Genomic DNA, 15,459 nt, shown 5'->3' on the forward strand with positions numbered 1-15,459 from the left:
GCGGCCTGGCTCGCCGTCCTTACCGTCAACGCCGGCCCCAGGAGTTTCGGAGGGCTTGGTCTCGTCGCTTGGCTTGGTCTCGTCGCTTGGCTTGGTCGGCTCATCGCTGTTGGCCTTCTTGCCGTTCAGCATGTCAGCGCACTTCTGGCCGGCAGGTGCGTTGACCGCGGCAAGCGCAGAGGCTGAAGCAGAAATACCTCCAAGAGTCTCTTCAATCTCAGCGCGCTGGGCGTCGGACAGCTTCAATTCCTTTGCAGCGCTAGCTCCGGGGAAGAGACCGGCGATTGTTACCGCGGCATTGAAAATCTTGAGAACTACAGACACGCCCTTACCAAAGGCGCCATCGGCAAACTTGATGAGGTTAGAAACGGTCTTTTTGGCCGCGTCAGGGTTTTTAAGATCAACCTCCGCATCCGCGTTATCAATCCGTCCGATCGCCATGCCCTGTGCACGAACCAAGTCCCACGTTACGGACTTATCCGCTTCGCCCTCGCGGACGAGCTTCTCAATCTTTTCCCACGAGCTGGCACCGATCTTCTTGATGAAATCTGCGGGTACGAGGTCCCCTACCACTGGGATGACCTCCCAGACGGTCTGCAAGAGCTTATTGCCGCCGTCATAGAAAGCCTTCGCAAGGTCGAGCTTGCGCTCCAGCAGTTGACCTTCCTTGCCCGGCGCATCCGAGATCTCACACACCAGCTTGCCGTTCTTTTCCACGGCGGTCACGGTCACGTCAGATGTCGTAGCCTCGGTGGTCTTCAGCTCATCGAGACTGGATGGCTTGGCATCGTCAGCACCGTAGAAACCAAATTCGTTGCCGCGGGACTCCCGCTCGATCTCATCGATAGCTTTGTCGCCGGCATTGTCAGAATCAATCAGGTTGCCGTTTTCGTCAAAGGTGGTGCCGTTGACATCCACCGTGTCAGACCCCGACTGCTCATGAACGAAGGCGGAATCTTCAGGCGCTTCTACTGCAAGCGCCTGAGGTGCAACGATGACGGACGAGAAGGTAGCTACAGCCACCGCGGTGGCAACAATGCGGGAGGAAATAGGGCGCATGGTAACTCTTTCTTAAGCCTAAATGAAGAACAACTTACCGCTATCGCGTTGTGCGATAAGTTTCGGACGAGGCCACAGTACCGCCGCGCAGAAATGATTTCTACACTTAATTAACTATTGCCCCCTTTTTTGGGATCGCCAACCCCATTGAACATAACGCCAGTTCACGGCGTATACATTCAAGATGTAGATACACATATTTCTACGAAACTACCATCGCTACGTGGGCACTTTTCGATAGAGCGTGCTGATTCTTCGGTCAGCACAAGGCCCTGTCATCAAAAAATATTCTCTACCTTTCCTGAGAGGAAGGCAGGGAACCGTGATGCACATAACAGCATCATGCGTAGGCCTAGACCCAACGGCTACTTCGCAACGCCAAGGCTGCGCATGACACCGCCAAGCTCAATATCCATGTAGTGCGTAAGAATCTCGAAGATAAAGTCCGTGGAGTACCCACGCAGTGGCCCCTTGGCGCTCAACATGGCCAAACCATGAGCACCTGCCCAGACAGAAATCACGAGAGTGAAGAGAACCCACGGTGCGCGTGGACCATCAACTTCATCGATAGCTTCCCGCACTAGGGACATGATGAAACCGAAAGCCTGACCAAATTCACTGAAGTCACGCTGGACTTCCGCAGCCTTGTTGGCGTTCGGCAGGAAGTCATCCTCGAAGGACATCGGGACAATGGGGCCGGAAGCAATCTTGATGAGCGCTTCAAAGCCGAGCGGATCAGCCAGAGCATGAGACACATAACCGTAGCCAGTGGCCTTAATTCTGGATACCGCGCCGGAACCTTCCGGCACTGCAGCTACCTGACGGTAAATAAACTCGTAGTTAATCTTGTCCAGGTATCGCTCAAGGTAGCTTGCCAACTCCTGGTCGCTTTCGATGAGGTGCTCCGCTTCCTGCACGGTAAGCCCGGCCCGAGTCGCGGCACCGCCAATATGGAGACCAGTAACTCCGTGGTCGAGAGACTCCTCAATTGCCCCTCGAAGAAGTGCCGTACGCTTCTCTTCATTGGTGCTGCGGGGAAAATCGACCGCCTTTGCCAGCAGAGGCTCAGGCTGCTCACCCACTAAGCCGAAAGGCGCGGTTTGTTCAACGCGCTCCCCCTGGAAAAAAGGAATGAGCCCCACGCTCAAAGTGTCCATAACGCCGCCAAAGGTCTGCTTCATTGCAGCGGGCGACAGATAGCGAAGGATACCTTCGGCGGCCAACTGGGTTACGCCATGTAGGTACGAGAAGATAGCCAATGCGGAAAGCATCGTGCCACGGGCATCAGTAGTGCCTCCAGCTTCCTTGATGGCATCACGAGTTAAATTGAAGAGAACCTCAAGAATAGGGCACGTATCTGCGCTGCCGCCCTGCTCAGAGAAAACCTCAGCGGTCAGACCTTCACGCGGGGATGCCTGCACCGCCGTGAAGGCGGCGAAAGAGGTGGGGTCCTCCACAGCAAAGGAGAAGTAGGACATCGCTGCGGCCCGTAGTTTATCCACTGCGGTGGCATTCTCTGGGAGGCGCTTAAAGTGCAGATCCACCACGGACAGAAGGGCCTGGTTCAAAGTCTCTTTGGTTTCCTCGACCAGTTCGCCGTCACCTGCGAATTGCTCCTGAGCTTCCGCTAGGGGCACATCAACTTGGTCGGCAACATCACGCAGCCGAACTGCGTCCATGCCAGCCTTAGCGATAACCCGACCAGCTTGTTCAATAAGGAGCTGCCGTGAGGGCTGGTTGCCCTTTTCCGCACCTTCTGAAGTAACCACGGATATGAGCCTACCCAGTAGCATCGTCGTTTTAGTTTCATGCGATATAACTTAGCGTTCATTAATGTTCCGCTCAGCTTTAAGTTCAGGATATGAAACTCATTTTCTCACATAGTGGATATATACTATTCATCATAGTGGATAAAAAAAGAGTCCAGGCCCACATGAATGGGTCCGGACTCTCCTGCGCTGTACCGCTTACCAAGCATGCCCACAATAGGGGCACCACTCAGAAAAGCGGCGCAGAAACCTAATTACTTCTGGTCGTTCTGCTCCGGCTGGTTACCCTCAGCACCCTGGTTGCCAATGCGCTCATCCAGCTGGTCGCGTGCAGAGTCAATCTTGTCAGCCTTATCCTCGCCGAGCTTGCTCTTTGCGAAATCAGCGCCCTTATCCAGTGCAGAGTCAGAAACCTGCTCGCCCTTATCGGAGTTCAGTGCATCCTTAGCCTTGTCGAAGATACCCATGTCGTATCATCCCTTCTGTCTAACTACATTTCTAATTCACTGCGGCCGCAGCGAGTGGCTGAGACTCCCCTTTAATTACTGCAGGACAGTGCCGGCAACGGAAATGTTTCTTGTTTCTCGACACCTCAGTAAGGAGCAGCTATCAACTTCTGCTCGCGACCACGTCCCCCACGGTACCGATGACTTTCAAACTTTGCCACGTAATTTATAAATGCGCTTTCGGCTTGCGCCCGTCCTCCAATGCCGGTAAACCTAGCTGAGATTCTTAAGCTTCTTAACGAAAGTTTGCCCCCCCCCTTCGTCACCCCCTTTTCGTTCAACAACTTGCGGTGAGCTATTACATCTCAGCTACAGGCCCCTGTACCCTATTTTCAGCACTGCCCCACGGATGCAACATCTAGGTCCGGCTGCATTCTTCAATGCTCGACAGTTTAGGGCGTAGAGCAGGATATGCGGGCGTGCAAGCATTCCTCATCTCGGTTTTCATAAGAATTTTTTCAGCACTATGTCTTCACCTAGTTCCTCACCCTCAAACCCCGAATCCTTCTTCGGACTAACTTGGCCGGGCAAAGAAGAGGCTGCTGGCCGAGCGCACGGAGAAGCTCGGGTTAAAAGGGACGTCGTCAAGGGCACTGGCTCCAGTCCGAATTCTGTCACTGTTAGCGATAACCTAGATGCTCTCAAGGACTTTAGTGCTCGCAGCGTTCAGGCAGACGTTATCTATATTGATCCGCCCTACAACACTGGCAAGGACTTCGTCTACCGTGACAACTTTCGCCAGCGCCGTGACATGCGCTCGGAGCATTTCGGTCAATGGCATTCAGATTGGCTGTCCATGATGTTGCCTAGACTCATCCTGGCACGGGACGTACTGTCGGAGAACGGCTTTATTTTCGTTTCTATCGGTGAATCCGAGGTTGCTCATCTCCGGCTCCTCATGGATGAAGTTTTTGGAGAGGATTGCTTTGCTGGCCAGCTCATCTGGAAGAAGGGCGGAACCGGCAAGAATGACTCCAAATACGCCATCGTCGAGCACGAATATGTGTTGTGTTACGCCAAATCTGCATCCAATCCAGGATTCAATCTTGATGCGCAGGCACAGACCACAACGCGGTATAACCACACTGATGAACGCGGAAATTACTCACTCGTTCGCCTCGATTCCAAGACCCTGGGCTATCTTCCATCCCTCGACTTCCCTATTACTGGACCCGACGGTCATGACTATTGGCCCCACCAACCCGAGGGCAAAAGTGAGGTTGCGCGCTGGCGCTGGGGCAGGGACAAGGTAGCAGAGCAATATGACGAGCTAGTTTTTCGCCGTGGCTTCGTTTACACCAAAAACTATGAAAAGAAGGGCGCTCGTCCACGGTCCATCCTTGATGGCGAGCGCTTCGGTGTTACCCGCACCGGGCGCAAGGATGCCGAAGAGGTACTTGGCGTTCAAGGAACCTTCGATTTTCCCAAACCCGTACGGCTTATCAAGCACCTCATCGCCATTGCTGGTGGTCCCGACGCCGTGGTCCTCGATTTCTTCGCTGGTTCGGGGACCACGGCCCAAGCCGTGGCCGAGCTCAATCGAGACGACGGCGGCCATCGAAGCGTCCACCTCGTTCAGATTGCGCAGCCAACGGAGGCTTCGAGCGCCGCTCGGCGTGCTGGCTTCGACACAGTGGCAGATATCTGTCTAGCCCGTGTAGAAGCATTGGAGCACCTCGAGTTCGACCACATTCGGCTCATCCCTGAAGAACTCTGAAAGGCTTCTAGCCTCGGCTCTCCTCGCTAGATTCAGGTGGCGGGACGCTGCGAGGACTCCGCTACGCCATGTTCCTCGGTGCCTTCCGGCCGGCCGGGAATCCCGAAGAAATCCAATACCGTGTCGGTGGCGAATCCGCGCCCAACCTCGGGTTTGTCCTTGCTCGGCCGGCCAGGCCACACGTGTGATCCACCTTCAATACGAATGTGCTGTAGCGGGGCCTGGCAGGCGGTCCAGGTCTCTTTGACGGCGTCGTTTGTCAGGCGCACTGTTTGTACATCACCCACGCACTTGTTGCGTTTCTGGTGTTGGTTCATGACCTCCGTCACCGAAGAGTAGGCAGTTCCGTGGCGAACTCCGCCCTCATAGTTAACTACGGGATCATCAGTTCCATGGATGTCGAGGCGACCTACGGGCCGCTCTGAGCACTCCGAGTGAATACCCTCGTAATACGCCGCCGACACTGTTGCCACAGAGCGGAACGTGCCCGGCATCCGGCAGGCTAAGAACGCCGCGAAGCCACCTCCGTTGGATAATCCAGCGGCAAAAATCGCGTTATCGTCCACGCTGTACGTCGCTCGCAAACTATCAACTATCGTATGGACGAAATCTAGGTCTTCTTCAGCACTTGTCGTCGCGTAGGGCGCCGGCGACCACGCTTTGTCCACTCCTTGGGGATACGCCACGATGGCGTCTGCCGCATCAAATTGCGTGTAGCCTTCCATGTTTTCAGGACTGTCGTTCCATCCATGGAACGCGAGCAGGACCGGCCACGAACGTTCAGGAGTGTAATCGGCGGGCACGTGCAGTAGAAAGGTCCGTCCCGACGACAGTCTCATGTTTTTGGTCTCGCCAGGTTCCGGGCCCACAAGCATCGGCGAAAGGGGGACGCCGAGATCATTTGTCCATACGGCCGGGCTGGTGGGGGCCGAAGGTGCATCGTCATGTCTCCCGCAGGCGCCAAGCGCGCCTACACAGGCAGCAACCGATAGTGCGGCGCAGACGGTACGCAGAAAACGCGGCCGCTGACTTTCCTCGCCGCGCGTCTTCACGGGTGTCGTTCCCCCTCCAGGTTGAAACTTGAACTGTGGCCTCTACAAAGTAACAGGTCGCTGCCTAGAATCACGAAGCGGCGCGGTATCTTTAAAGGCATTATGGCCACCACCAGTTCCCCACATCCCCGCCCGGAGAACTATCCCAGCTACCGCAAGGCATCTGCGCAGGAAGGACCAACGTTCCGGAACTCCCAACAACGCGCACGATCCGCGCGAGCTTTTGCACATGGGGCCGATACCTACCATGACGTGCGCCCAAGTTACCCATACGAGGTAGCCGCCCTCATCAGTTCCGCCCACTCGGTGCTCGACATCGGCGCGGGAACGGGAAAACTCACTGAAACTCTGACTAATCCCGAAGTCTACGCCAGCGATCCCTCACCGGACATGGCCCGAGTACTCACTCGTCTGGGTGTGCCCTGCTGGCGGGCCACTGCAGAGGAGACTGCGCTCAGTGATTCCTCGCTCGACGCTATTACCTGCGCCCAGACCTGGCATTGGGTAGATGAAAAAAGTGCGTGTGCCGAGTTTGATCGCGTCCTGCGCCCGGGTGGCCGAGTAGTTCTGGTGTGGAACACTCTCGATGTCGGAGCAGACCCATGGATTCTGCGTCTATCCCGCATCATGCACTCTGGTGACGTGCAGCGCCCCGGTTTCTACCCCACCATTGCCCCGCCGTGGGAGATACGGGAGGAGCTTCGCCTGACCTGGGAGCACACCCTCACACCGGAGCAGCTTCACCAGCTGATGCACACACGTTCCTATTGGCTGCGCAACGGCGAAAAGATTCATGAGCGCATGACCTATAACCTCAACTGGTACCTCTATGAACATATGGGCCTTCACCCCGGACAAAAGCTGGCTATTCCCTACCGCACCGATGCTTTCGTCCTAGCCCGCCCTGGCGAATAGCCGCCTTCTGCAACCATGACAACTGTCACGCGAAACTCGTGACGTCATGGCTACGCTGCAGGTTCCGTGCGTACCTAGCGTGAAGGTATGAACACGACGCACACCTCACCCCCGGCCATCGAAGTCTCCGGAATCAGCAAAACCTTCAACGCTTCGTCCCACAGCCCTGTACGCGCGCTTCACGACGTCTCCCTTACCATCCACCAAGGAGAAATCGTCGGCCTACTCGGCACCAACGGTGCAGGTAAGACCACGCTCATTGATCTCATCTTGGGGCTGACTACCCCAACGTCGGGCACTATCAGAGTGTTTGGTCAATCCCCACACACTGCTGTGAAGAGCGGTCGCATCGGCGCGGTCATGCAGTCAGGTGGCCTCCTTCCCGACATCACAGTAAAGGAAACTCTTGAGCTCCTCGGCGCTGCCTTCCCCTCTCACCGCCCATACGAGGACATCATCGAGCGCGCGAATCTAGGTGGCATTCTTTCGCGCCGGGTAGGCAAATGCTCCGGCGGCGAGCAGCAACGCCTGCGTTTCGGATTGGCTCTGTTAGGTGATCCGATGCTCTTGCTTCTCGACGAACCAACTGCCGGCATGGACGCTGGTGCCCGCCGCCACTTCTGGGAGACCATGCGAGAGGAAGCCAAAGCCGGAAGAACCATCCTGCTGACCACTCACTACCTCGAAGAAGCCGATACCTTTGCGCAACGCATCATCATGCTCAACAAAGGCGAGATTCACGCTGACGGCAGCACTGAGGAAATCCGCAACGCAAATTCCACCCGCATCATCCGGGCCACCTTCCCTGATGGCGTCCCCGATCGTCTCCTCAACGAGCCCTTACCGGGAGTGCTCCATCAAGTTCCCACAGACACCGGCCTCGATATCACTACGCGCGACTCTGACGCGGTAGCCCGCTTTCTGCTCACGGAAACCACAGCGCAAGATATCACCATCACCGGCCACAGCCTCGAGGACTCGTTCCTTGAGCTCTCTGGCTCTTCACTCGACACAGTTTCCCGTTAAGGAGGCATCCGCCATGAGCATACTCACTTCTGCCACACCCACGTTTGGTACGGCCTTTAAGTACGCCGCCCACGATCTCAAACGACTGCGCCGTGACCTACCCACTCTCTTCTTCAGCATCGGCCTGCCCGTCATCTTCTACATTCTCTTCGGCGCCATGCAGGAATACGGCGCCATCGAATTCAACGGCGGCAACGTCGCAGCGCTGGTCATGATAGGCATGGCACTCTACGCCGGCGCTACTGGTGCCGTTGGTGCAGCGGGTTCTATGGTCGCGGAAAACCGCGCCGGGTGGGGCCGCCAGCTGGCGCTGACTCCCCTACGGGCTTCTCAGCTCGGCCTTGCCAACGTCCTCAACATTGCGGTCCGTGCCATCTTGCCTATCGCCGCAGTCTTTATCACCGGCGGGCTCACCAAAGCAACGATGCAGCCGGACCAATGGGCGCTCTCTTTTCTCATTACCGCGGCGTGTGCCATCCCGTTCGGTGTCTACGGTATGGCCTGCGCCATGCTCATCCCATCGGAGAACACCGTCTCCATCGCGACATCCACAATCGTCATTCTCGCTTTCGCCGGAAACGTCTTTATGCCGCTCAAAGAATCCCTGCTTGAGGTCGGACGATTCACCCCGATGTACGGCGCACAGGCCCTTGCCCGCTGGCCGCTATCTGAAGGTGCCCAAATGATCAACGATGAGCGCCTCTTCATTGAGGACCCACTCTGGTACGCATGGGTTAACATCACTGTATGGACAGTGGTTTTCGTAGGGATTTGCTTACTCCTTCACAACCGCGACAAGAACCGAGCATGATGGATGACTTCAGGCTACGGGACGCTGTCTTCTCCGCCATTTGGTTGCTCTTTCTTCTCACAGGGCTGGTGCAGATCCTTGTTCTGCCCTCTTATTCCACGGCACAGCGCCTCTGGGCCGTCGCCATCACGGCAGTATTTTGCGTCACCTATTTTGTTTCATTTGGTACCGTCCATGCCTATCCTCGCGGATGGTCCCAGGAGCGTCGAGTAGCACTACGGTGGGTTATCCTCGCCGCGCTCGCACTTGCCGCGATTCCCGCGTATGGGGTGTGGGCCGTATGCTTTGTGCCCTATCTTGGAGCCTTGGTCGCTTTCACCCAGCCCCTGATGACTGCCGCAACCATCATCGCGCTCACCGGAATCATCGCTAGTGTCCCCGCGTGGCTTGTCGCTCGTCCTAGCTTTGTCGACCTCGCGGTCATTCTCTTTGGCTGGCCCCTGCTTATTTTGGCTCTCGGCACGCTATCTCAGCGCGAAGACACCGAAACAGCCTTAAGGCATGATTTGGATTTGGCCCAACAACGCGAAGACATTGCCGCCGATATCCATGATCTCCTCGGCCATACCTTGACCGCTATCAATCTTAAAGCCGAGGTAGCACGCCGATTTATCGACCGCGATCCAGCCAAAGCCGCAGCTGAGCTTGATGAGATCAGTTCTCTGTCGCGATTATCCCTCGCAGAGGTACGCTCCACCGTCACGCGCATGAAGAACCCCACCTTCGCTGGCGAGATTCAGGCCGCACGCCGGATCTTGGACACTGCCGGCATCCATCCCCACCTCCCTGAAACTCTTATCCGTCCGCGGACGCATGAGGACTTGTTCTCGTGGGCGTTGCGCGAGCTCACCACCAACGTCGTACGCCATTCGGGGGCATCGCACTGCTGGGTTATCCTCAGCGAAGAATCCCTTCAGGTCACAGACGATGGTGACGGTTTTACCGAGGACGCTACGCAAGCGCTTGCAACGGGCCTTACGGGGCTCGCCGGTCTTCGCCGCCGAGCCCACGATGTCGGTGGCGATGTCATCATTCAGCGAGCGGAGGGATTGACCACAGTCCTACTTACTGTTGATGGTGTCCGCGAGATAAAGGAGGTTGCCCCATCATGACACCTCCCATACGGGTGCTCATTGCCGAAGACCAGTCGCTAGTCCGCGGAGCGCTGACAGCATTGCTTAATACCGAGCCGGACATCGAGGTCGTTGCTGGGTGCTCATCCGGAGTCGAGGTCGCCGCCCTCGTCGCTCAGCATCACGTTGATGTGGCGCTGCTCGATATTGAGATGCCGGGTATGAACGGCATAGATGCTGCTAAGACGATCGCCGCTACTGATTGCCGAAGCCTCATCGTCACCACTTTTGGGCGTGCCGGCTACGTCAAACGCGCACTTGACGCAGGTGTCGATGGTTTCCTCGTCAAAGACACGCCACCAGACGAGTTGGCCGACGCCATCCGCCGCGTCCACTCAGGCCTGCGCGTCATCGATCCGCAACTTGCCCAAGACATCCTCTTTGCCCCAGATAACCCTCTAAGCGAGCGCGAAATCGAGGTCTGTCATTTGCTCGTCCGCGGTCTTGGGTCCGCGGACATCGCAGCGCAGCTGCATCTTAGCGGCGGCACCGTGCGCAACCATATCTCCGCCATCATGACCAAGACTGGAGCGGCCAATCGCTTCGAGGCCGCGCGGCGTGCCGAAACCAACGGTTGGATCTAAGGAATTCTTAGAGCAAGACTTGGGCAAGTAGGGAGCCAACCACACAGGAGGTTAGGACTGAAATCGCGCCGGGGATGAGGAAGGAATGGTTGATAACGAACTTGCCGATACGCGTCGTTCCAGTACGGTCGAAGCCGATGCAAGCAAGGTCTGAAGGATACGTCGGCAGAATGAAGTAACCATAGGCTGCACCATAGAAACCTACGATGACCGCTGGATCGATGCCAAGTTGCAGTCCAATAGGAGCAATGGCAACGAGAGCTGCTGCCTGGGAATTCACTAGCTTGGACACGATGACGAGCACCACCGCATAAGCCCATGGAGCAGCTTCGACCACACTACCCAGGTTGGCTTCGAGAGCCTCAATGTGGGCTTGGAAGAAGGTATCCGCCATCCAGGCCACACCGAAGACGGAGAACACCGCAGTCATTCCGGCCTTGAACACTGGGGTTGAGGCGATCTTGGATGGTTCGACCTTGCAGCTCAACAGAATGATCGCGCCGGCAACCAGCATGATCATCTGAATAACGAGGTTCATCGACAGTGGGCTCAACTCACCGTCTTTACCCGGGACCAGCGGACGCAGGAATTCGAAGGCGCCGAGCGCGACGACTATAGCAATCGCAGCCAAGAACACCGCCACGGAGCGCTTAGCTTCCTTGGTGAACACTTCATTCATCAGTGAACCAGTGCTCTCATTAATGCGCGCTGCAAACTCGGGGTCCTTCAACTTCTCCTGGAAGATGGGGTCCTTGTCCAAATCCTTGCCTCGGTGAAGCGACCACAAAGACGCCAGAATGACACCAGCTAGTGAGGCCGGGATGGCCACCATCAAAATCTGCGGGATGGAATATGCCTTGTCGATGACACCGGCGTTCTCCGCAATGATTGAAGCGAGGGACACCGTTGCTACCGACACTGGTGAAGCAGTGATACCCATTTGTGCAGAGGTCGAGGCTACCGCCATGGGACGCTCTGGACGAATGCCCTTCTTAAGAGCAATATCCTCAATGATCGGGAACATTGTGTACACAACGTGGCCAGTACCGCAGAGCACAGTGAGGAACCACGTCGTCAGAGGAGCAAGAATCGTGATGCGCTCGGGATGAGCTCGGAGAATCTTTTCCGCAAATTGCATCATCACCTCCAAGCCTTTGGCCTGTTGGAGTGTCGCAGCGCAACCAATGACGGCGATGATTGTGAGCATCACCGAGACCGGTGGCTCACCTGGTGCAAGCCCGAAGGCGAAGACCATAAGCAACAGGCCGATACCGGAAATGAGGCCAAGACCGATGCCGCCGTATCGGGTGCCAAGGAGCAAGGCTCCCAAGATGATGATGACTTGAAGAATGATGGCCAGAATGGAATCTGGTGCGATGACGCTAGCTAACATGCCACGCCCTTCAGATAAAGAATGGATAATGGACTAGGTTCACCATATCCATGTACACACGTCCGGACATAAACGGAAATGGGAGCGAATTATCACACTCGTCGGAGTGCTTAATTCGCCCATCTCTCAGGTATAATCCCAGCGTAACGGGCATACTGTTAACTCTGAGGCCCACATTAGAAACCCAACCCCATGTGGGAATTCCACGCCGTTTTCGGCCGCCTAACGACGCTGGCGTCGCTCGCGCACGCGCACTGCAATGCGCACTGGGGAGCCGTGGAAACCAAAGCGCTCGCGGAACTTGCGCTCTAGGTAGCGGCGGTAGCCGGCATCCAGGAAGCCGGTGGTAAACAGCACGATCGTGGGCGGCTGAGTGGATGCCTGGGTGGCAAACAGCACGCGCGGGAGGCGGTTGTTATTCATCGGCGGCGGGTTAGCGGCAATCGCCTCGCGCATCCAGTTATTGAGCTGACCCGTGGAGACGCGCTGGTCCCAGCTGCCTAGCGCCTCAATCATCGCCGGCTCCAGCTTCTGCAACGCGCGACCAGTCTCTGCAGAGATATTGACGCGAGTCACCCACGGCAAGTGGCGCAGGTTCTCATCAATCTCGCGGTCCAGGTAGTAGCGACGATCCTCGTCAACTAGGTCCCACTTATTGAAGGCGATGACGAGGGCTTTGCCGGCCTCCAGAATCATGTTGAGGACGCGCTGGTCCTGCTCGGAGACTTCCTGGGAGGCGTCGATAAGCATGATGCATACCTCAGCCGCATCGATAACGCCACGGGTGCGCAGAGACGCGTAGTACTCGTGGCCTTGAACGTTTTTGACCTTCTTGCGCAGGCCGGCAGTATCAATGAATTTCCATAGGCGCTCATCTAACTGCACGAGTGAATCCACGGGGTCCACGGTGGTTCCGGCGGCGTTGTCAACGACGGAACGCTCCTCCGAGGTCAGCTTGTTAAGAAGCGAGGACTTGCCCACGTTAGGTTTACCCACAAGTGCGACGCGGCGCGGACCAGAGGTAATGGAGGATGTGCGAGGCTCCTCCGGGAACAGTCGAAGGATCTCATCTAGAACATCGGCACCACCTCGGCCATGCTGTGCAGAAACCGGCCACGGATCGCCCAAGCCCAGTGCGTAGAATTCCGCCATGTCGGCATACATCGTCTCCGAATCGAATTTATTCGATACGAGGATGACCGGTACTTCGGATTTCTGCAGTTTACGGGCCATAACTGCATCCGTCTCGGTAATGCCGACTTTGGTGTCGACGACGAACACAATCACGTCCGCGGTGGCCATGGCCTGCTCTGCCTGGCGCGCAATGGCGGCATGAATACCCTTGACATTGGGGTCCCAACCGCCTGTGTCTTGCACGAAGAAGCGCTGGCCATTCCAGTCTGCCACGTAGGACACGCGGTCACGGGTGACACCAGGATGGTCCTCCACCACTGCTTCACGACGTCCCAAAAAGCGGTTCACCAGAGAAGACTTACCCACGTTTGGACGACCCACAACGGCTACCGTGCAAAGGTTTTCCTCCGTGTGACCGTCATCGACACCGAACTCTGCAGAAAGAGCTGCCCACTCCTCTTCGCTCAGCGGGGCATCGCTATCAGCATCGTCCTCGTCATCGCCGAAATCGGCTTCACCAAAGTCTGAATCGTCAAACTCAGACTCATCGAATTCATAATCGAACTCATCTGAGTCGAAATCATCCGGAGCCCAACCGCCATGTGGATCGCGCACGACTTCTTCTTCCAGTTTGCCCACTGGGTAGTGGAACTCAGTCTCGAACTCCTCGGGCTCCTGATCTGGGGCCTGATTCAGGTTCTGCGGTTCATTAGTCATGGGAGGTCTCCTTTGCGGTTGACTCTTCGACCACGGCAACGAGCGCGTCGAGTACCTCATCGCGGGACATGTCAGAAGTATCGACAAGCACGGCATCCTCTGCTGGACGCAGAGGTGAGGTACTGCGGGAGGAGTCTGCGGCGTCGCGCCGTTGAACGTCGGCAAGCACGGTGTCAAAGTCGGATTCAATACCTGCCGCAAGGTTCTGGTCATGGCGGCGCTGTGCGCGCACCTCGGCCGACGCTGTCATAAACGCCTTGGCCGGTGCGTCCGCAAGCACCACGGTGCCGATATCGCGGCCTTCCACGATAGCGCGGTGAGCCTTAGCTGCAAGGCTGCGCTGCAGTTCAACGAGGTTCTGGCGGACCTCCGGAATGGCAGAAACGGCCGAGACATTCCGGGTAACCTCGTCCTCACGAATGACTCGGGAGACGTCCTCACCATCAAAGATAACCTGGGTGGAGTCCGGGTCATCCGAGACTTCCAAAGGAAGGTTGGCAGTGGCGTTAATAACCGCTGCGGTATCTGCAGGATCCACGCCTGCGCGCAACACGGCGAGGGTCGCCACGCGGTACATGGCACCGGTATCGACGTATTTGGCGTCTAGACGCTTGGCCAGCGCGCGGCAAGTCGTAGACTTACCCGTGCCGGAGGGACCATCGACGGCCAGGATAAGGCCGTGGTTTGGCATATTCGAAATCATTACATCCCCACCGCCTTATACAGGCTGGTCAATTCATTAGAGTTCAGAGCACGCAGGGAGCCCGGCTTCATATCGCCGAGCTGCACCGTGTGGAGCTTGGTGCGCACGAGGCGCTGGACGGGGTAGCCAGCCTCCTTCAGCATGCGGCGCACAATGTGTTTGCGGCCCTCATGCAGCTCGACGCGGACGAGGGAATAACCCTGATTCTTATCCACGATTTGCACATAGTCCGCCTTGGCGAGTCCATCCTCGAGCTCAATACCTTCCTGAAGCTGGCGGACAAGTTTCTTGTCGCCTTCTCCCAGCACTGTTGCTAGGTAGGTCTTGGTGACCTCATACTTCGGGTGCATGAGACGGTTTGCTAGCTCGCCATCGTTGGTGAGGAGCAATAGGCCCTCAGTATCAGCATCGAGGCGGCCGACGTGGAACAGTCGCTGGCCCGATACAACTCGGTCAGCGACGACATCTCCCACACAGGGACGGCCCATGTCATCAGACATCGTGGACTGCATGCCACGGGGCTTGTTGAGCACGAAGTATTGGGTTTCTTCGTTGACGTTGATACGGGTGCCATCAACGCGGATGACGTCCTTGTTCGGATTCACGCGAGTGCCCTGCGTGATGATGACCTGGCCGTTGACTTCTACGCGGCCCTGGTCAATAAGGATTTCTGCGTGGCGGCGCGATGCGACGCCAGCCTTAGCCAGGACCTTCTGGAGGCGTTCTCCTTGGTTCTGGGAATTCTTCTTATCGTTGCCGTCTACCAGCCAATCAGCGCCCAAGTCGCGGGCGACGGAATCTGCAGTGGCCTTCTTCTTTTTGACGTGCTGATGGCGGGCCGGCTTAGCGTTGGAGACAATCATGTCGCTGTCTCGCTGCTTCTTTTCCGGTGTGCCATCGCGGCGAGCGGGTGGAGTCACGGAATTGTGTCCTCTCAATA

Annotated in this window: 13 protein-coding genes and 1 pseudogene; 6 read left to right on the forward strand and 8 right to left on the reverse strand. The window is 56.8% G+C overall.

Annotated elements, in window-relative coordinates; translation table 11 throughout:
- The 3 genes and pseudogenes from HMPREF2875_RS01820 to HMPREF2875_RS01830 all read right to left on the reverse strand — a co-directional run.
- Window positions 1-1,059, reverse strand: a pseudogene (locus tag HMPREF2875_RS01820) (hypothetical protein); the annotation flags it as partial.
- Window positions 1,060-1,424: 365 nt separating this feature from the next.
- Window positions 1,425-2,828, reverse strand: coding sequence for a WHG domain-containing protein (locus HMPREF2875_RS01825; protein ID WP_070669801.1), 1,404 nt, complete (start codon window positions 2,826-2,828; stop codon window positions 1,425-1,427).
- A gap of 254 nt (window positions 2,829-3,082) precedes the next feature.
- Window positions 3,083-3,295, reverse strand: a complete 213-nt coding sequence (locus tag HMPREF2875_RS01830) for an antitoxin (RefSeq protein ID WP_070669802.1) — start codon at window positions 3,293-3,295, stop codon at window positions 3,083-3,085.
- Between the two features lie 505 nt (window positions 3,296-3,800).
- Here HMPREF2875_RS01830 and HMPREF2875_RS01835 point away from each other — a divergent pair.
- Window positions 3,801-5,051: a site-specific DNA-methyltransferase gene (locus HMPREF2875_RS01835; protein ID WP_070669803.1), complete on the forward strand. Its 1,251-nt coding sequence runs from the start codon at window positions 3,801-3,803 to the stop codon at window positions 5,049-5,051.
- 32 nt (window positions 5,052-5,083) lie between these two features.
- On the opposite strand, the gene HMPREF2875_RS01840 is transcribed toward HMPREF2875_RS01835, so the two are convergent.
- Window positions 5,084-5,926: a CE1 family esterase gene (locus tag HMPREF2875_RS01840; RefSeq protein WP_083311820.1), complete on the reverse strand. Its 843-nt coding sequence runs from the start codon at window positions 5,924-5,926 to the stop codon at window positions 5,084-5,086.
- A 279-nt stretch (window positions 5,927-6,205) separates the two neighbouring features.
- Between HMPREF2875_RS01840 and HMPREF2875_RS01845 the strand changes: the two genes are divergently transcribed.
- The 5 genes from HMPREF2875_RS01845 to HMPREF2875_RS01865 all read left to right on the forward strand — a co-directional run bounded on the left by HMPREF2875_RS01845 (window position 6,206) and on the right by HMPREF2875_RS01865 (window position 10,572).
- A complete protein-coding gene (locus HMPREF2875_RS01845; RefSeq protein WP_070669804.1) occupies window positions 6,206-7,018 on the forward strand; it encodes a class I SAM-dependent methyltransferase in 813 nt (270 codons plus the stop codon).
- Window positions 7,019-7,105: 87 nt separating this feature from the next.
- Window positions 7,106-8,044 carry an ABC transporter ATP-binding protein gene (locus HMPREF2875_RS01850; protein ID WP_070669805.1) on the forward strand — a complete coding sequence of 313 codons (939 nt, stop codon included), beginning with the start codon at window positions 7,106-7,108 and terminating at the stop codon, window positions 8,042-8,044.
- Window positions 8,045-8,057: 13 nt separating this feature from the next.
- Complete coding sequence (locus tag HMPREF2875_RS01855) at window positions 8,058-8,855, forward strand: ABC transporter permease (RefSeq protein ID WP_070669806.1); 798 nt, start codon at window positions 8,058-8,060, stop codon at window positions 8,853-8,855.
- Window positions 8,852-9,967, forward strand: a complete 1,116-nt coding sequence (locus HMPREF2875_RS01860; RefSeq protein ID WP_070669807.1) for a sensor histidine kinase — start codon at window positions 8,852-8,854, stop codon at window positions 9,965-9,967. The genes HMPREF2875_RS01855 and HMPREF2875_RS01860 overlap by 4 nt, the downstream gene beginning before the upstream one ends.
- A complete protein-coding gene (locus HMPREF2875_RS01865; RefSeq protein WP_070669808.1) occupies window positions 9,964-10,572 on the forward strand; it encodes a response regulator transcription factor in 609 nt (202 codons plus the stop codon). The genes HMPREF2875_RS01860 and HMPREF2875_RS01865 overlap by 4 nt, the downstream gene beginning before the upstream one ends.
- Window positions 10,573-10,579: 7 nt before the next feature.
- Here the strand turns inward: HMPREF2875_RS01865 and HMPREF2875_RS01870 are convergent, their stop codons facing one another.
- The 4 genes from HMPREF2875_RS01870 to HMPREF2875_RS01885 form a co-directional block, all read right to left on the reverse strand.
- A complete protein-coding gene (locus HMPREF2875_RS01870) occupies window positions 10,580-11,965 on the reverse strand; it encodes an anaerobic C4-dicarboxylate transporter (RefSeq protein ID WP_070669809.1) in 1,386 nt (461 codons plus the stop codon).
- A 222-nt stretch (window positions 11,966-12,187) separates the two neighbouring features.
- A complete protein-coding gene (gene der, locus HMPREF2875_RS01875) occupies window positions 12,188-13,816 on the reverse strand; it encodes a ribosome biogenesis GTPase Der (protein WP_070669810.1) in 1,629 nt (542 codons plus the stop codon).
- Window positions 13,809-14,519 carry a (d)CMP kinase gene (gene cmk, locus HMPREF2875_RS01880; RefSeq protein ID WP_070669811.1) on the reverse strand — a complete coding sequence of 237 codons (711 nt, stop codon included), beginning with the start codon at window positions 14,517-14,519 and terminating at the stop codon, window positions 13,809-13,811. Before cmk ends, der begins: the two co-directional genes overlap by 8 nt.
- A complete protein-coding gene (locus tag HMPREF2875_RS01885; protein WP_039675471.1) occupies window positions 14,519-15,439 on the reverse strand; it encodes a pseudouridine synthase in 921 nt (306 codons plus the stop codon). The genes cmk and HMPREF2875_RS01885 overlap by 1 nt, the downstream gene beginning before the upstream one ends.
- Window positions 15,440-15,459 lie beyond the last annotated feature (20 nt).

The sequence above is a fragment of the Corynebacterium sp. HMSC078H07 genome, assembly GCF_001812805.1.
Taxonomy (GTDB): domain Bacteria; phylum Actinomycetota; class Actinomycetes; order Mycobacteriales; family Mycobacteriaceae; genus Corynebacterium.

Excerpts from the sequence above, each read along its gene's own strand:
- HMPREF2875_RS01830 (WP_070669802.1), bottom strand. The coding sequence starts at position 3,295 with ATGGGTATCTTCGACAAGGCTAAGGATGCACTGAACTCCGATAAGGGC.
- HMPREF2875_RS01835 (WP_070669803.1), top strand. The coding sequence starts at position 3,801 with ATGTCTTCACCTAGTTCCTCACCCTCAAACCCCGAATCCTTCTTCGGA.
- HMPREF2875_RS01840 (WP_083311820.1), bottom strand. The coding sequence starts at position 5,926 with ATGCTTGTGGGCCCGGAACCTGGCGAGACCAAAAACATGAGACTGTCG.
- HMPREF2875_RS01845 (WP_070669804.1), top strand. The coding sequence starts at position 6,206 with ATGGCCACCACCAGTTCCCCACATCCCCGCCCGGAGAACTATCCCAGC.
- HMPREF2875_RS01850 (WP_070669805.1), top strand. The coding sequence starts at position 7,106 with ATGAACACGACGCACACCTCACCCCCGGCCATCGAAGTCTCCGGAATC.
- HMPREF2875_RS01855 (WP_070669806.1), top strand. The coding sequence starts at position 8,058 with ATGAGCATACTCACTTCTGCCACACCCACGTTTGGTACGGCCTTTAAG.
- HMPREF2875_RS01860 (WP_070669807.1), top strand. The coding sequence starts at position 8,852 with ATGATGGATGACTTCAGGCTACGGGACGCTGTCTTCTCCGCCATTTGG.
- HMPREF2875_RS01865 (WP_070669808.1), top strand. The coding sequence starts at position 9,964 with ATGACACCTCCCATACGGGTGCTCATTGCCGAAGACCAGTCGCTAGTC.
- HMPREF2875_RS01870 (WP_070669809.1), bottom strand. The coding sequence starts at position 11,965 with ATGTTAGCTAGCGTCATCGCACCAGATTCCATTCTGGCCATCATTCTT.
- der (WP_070669810.1), bottom strand. The coding sequence starts at position 13,816 with ATGACTAATGAACCGCAGAACCTGAATCAGGCCCCAGATCAGGAGCCC.
- cmk (WP_070669811.1), bottom strand. The coding sequence starts at position 14,519 with ATGATTTCGAATATGCCAAACCACGGCCTTATCCTGGCCGTCGATGGT.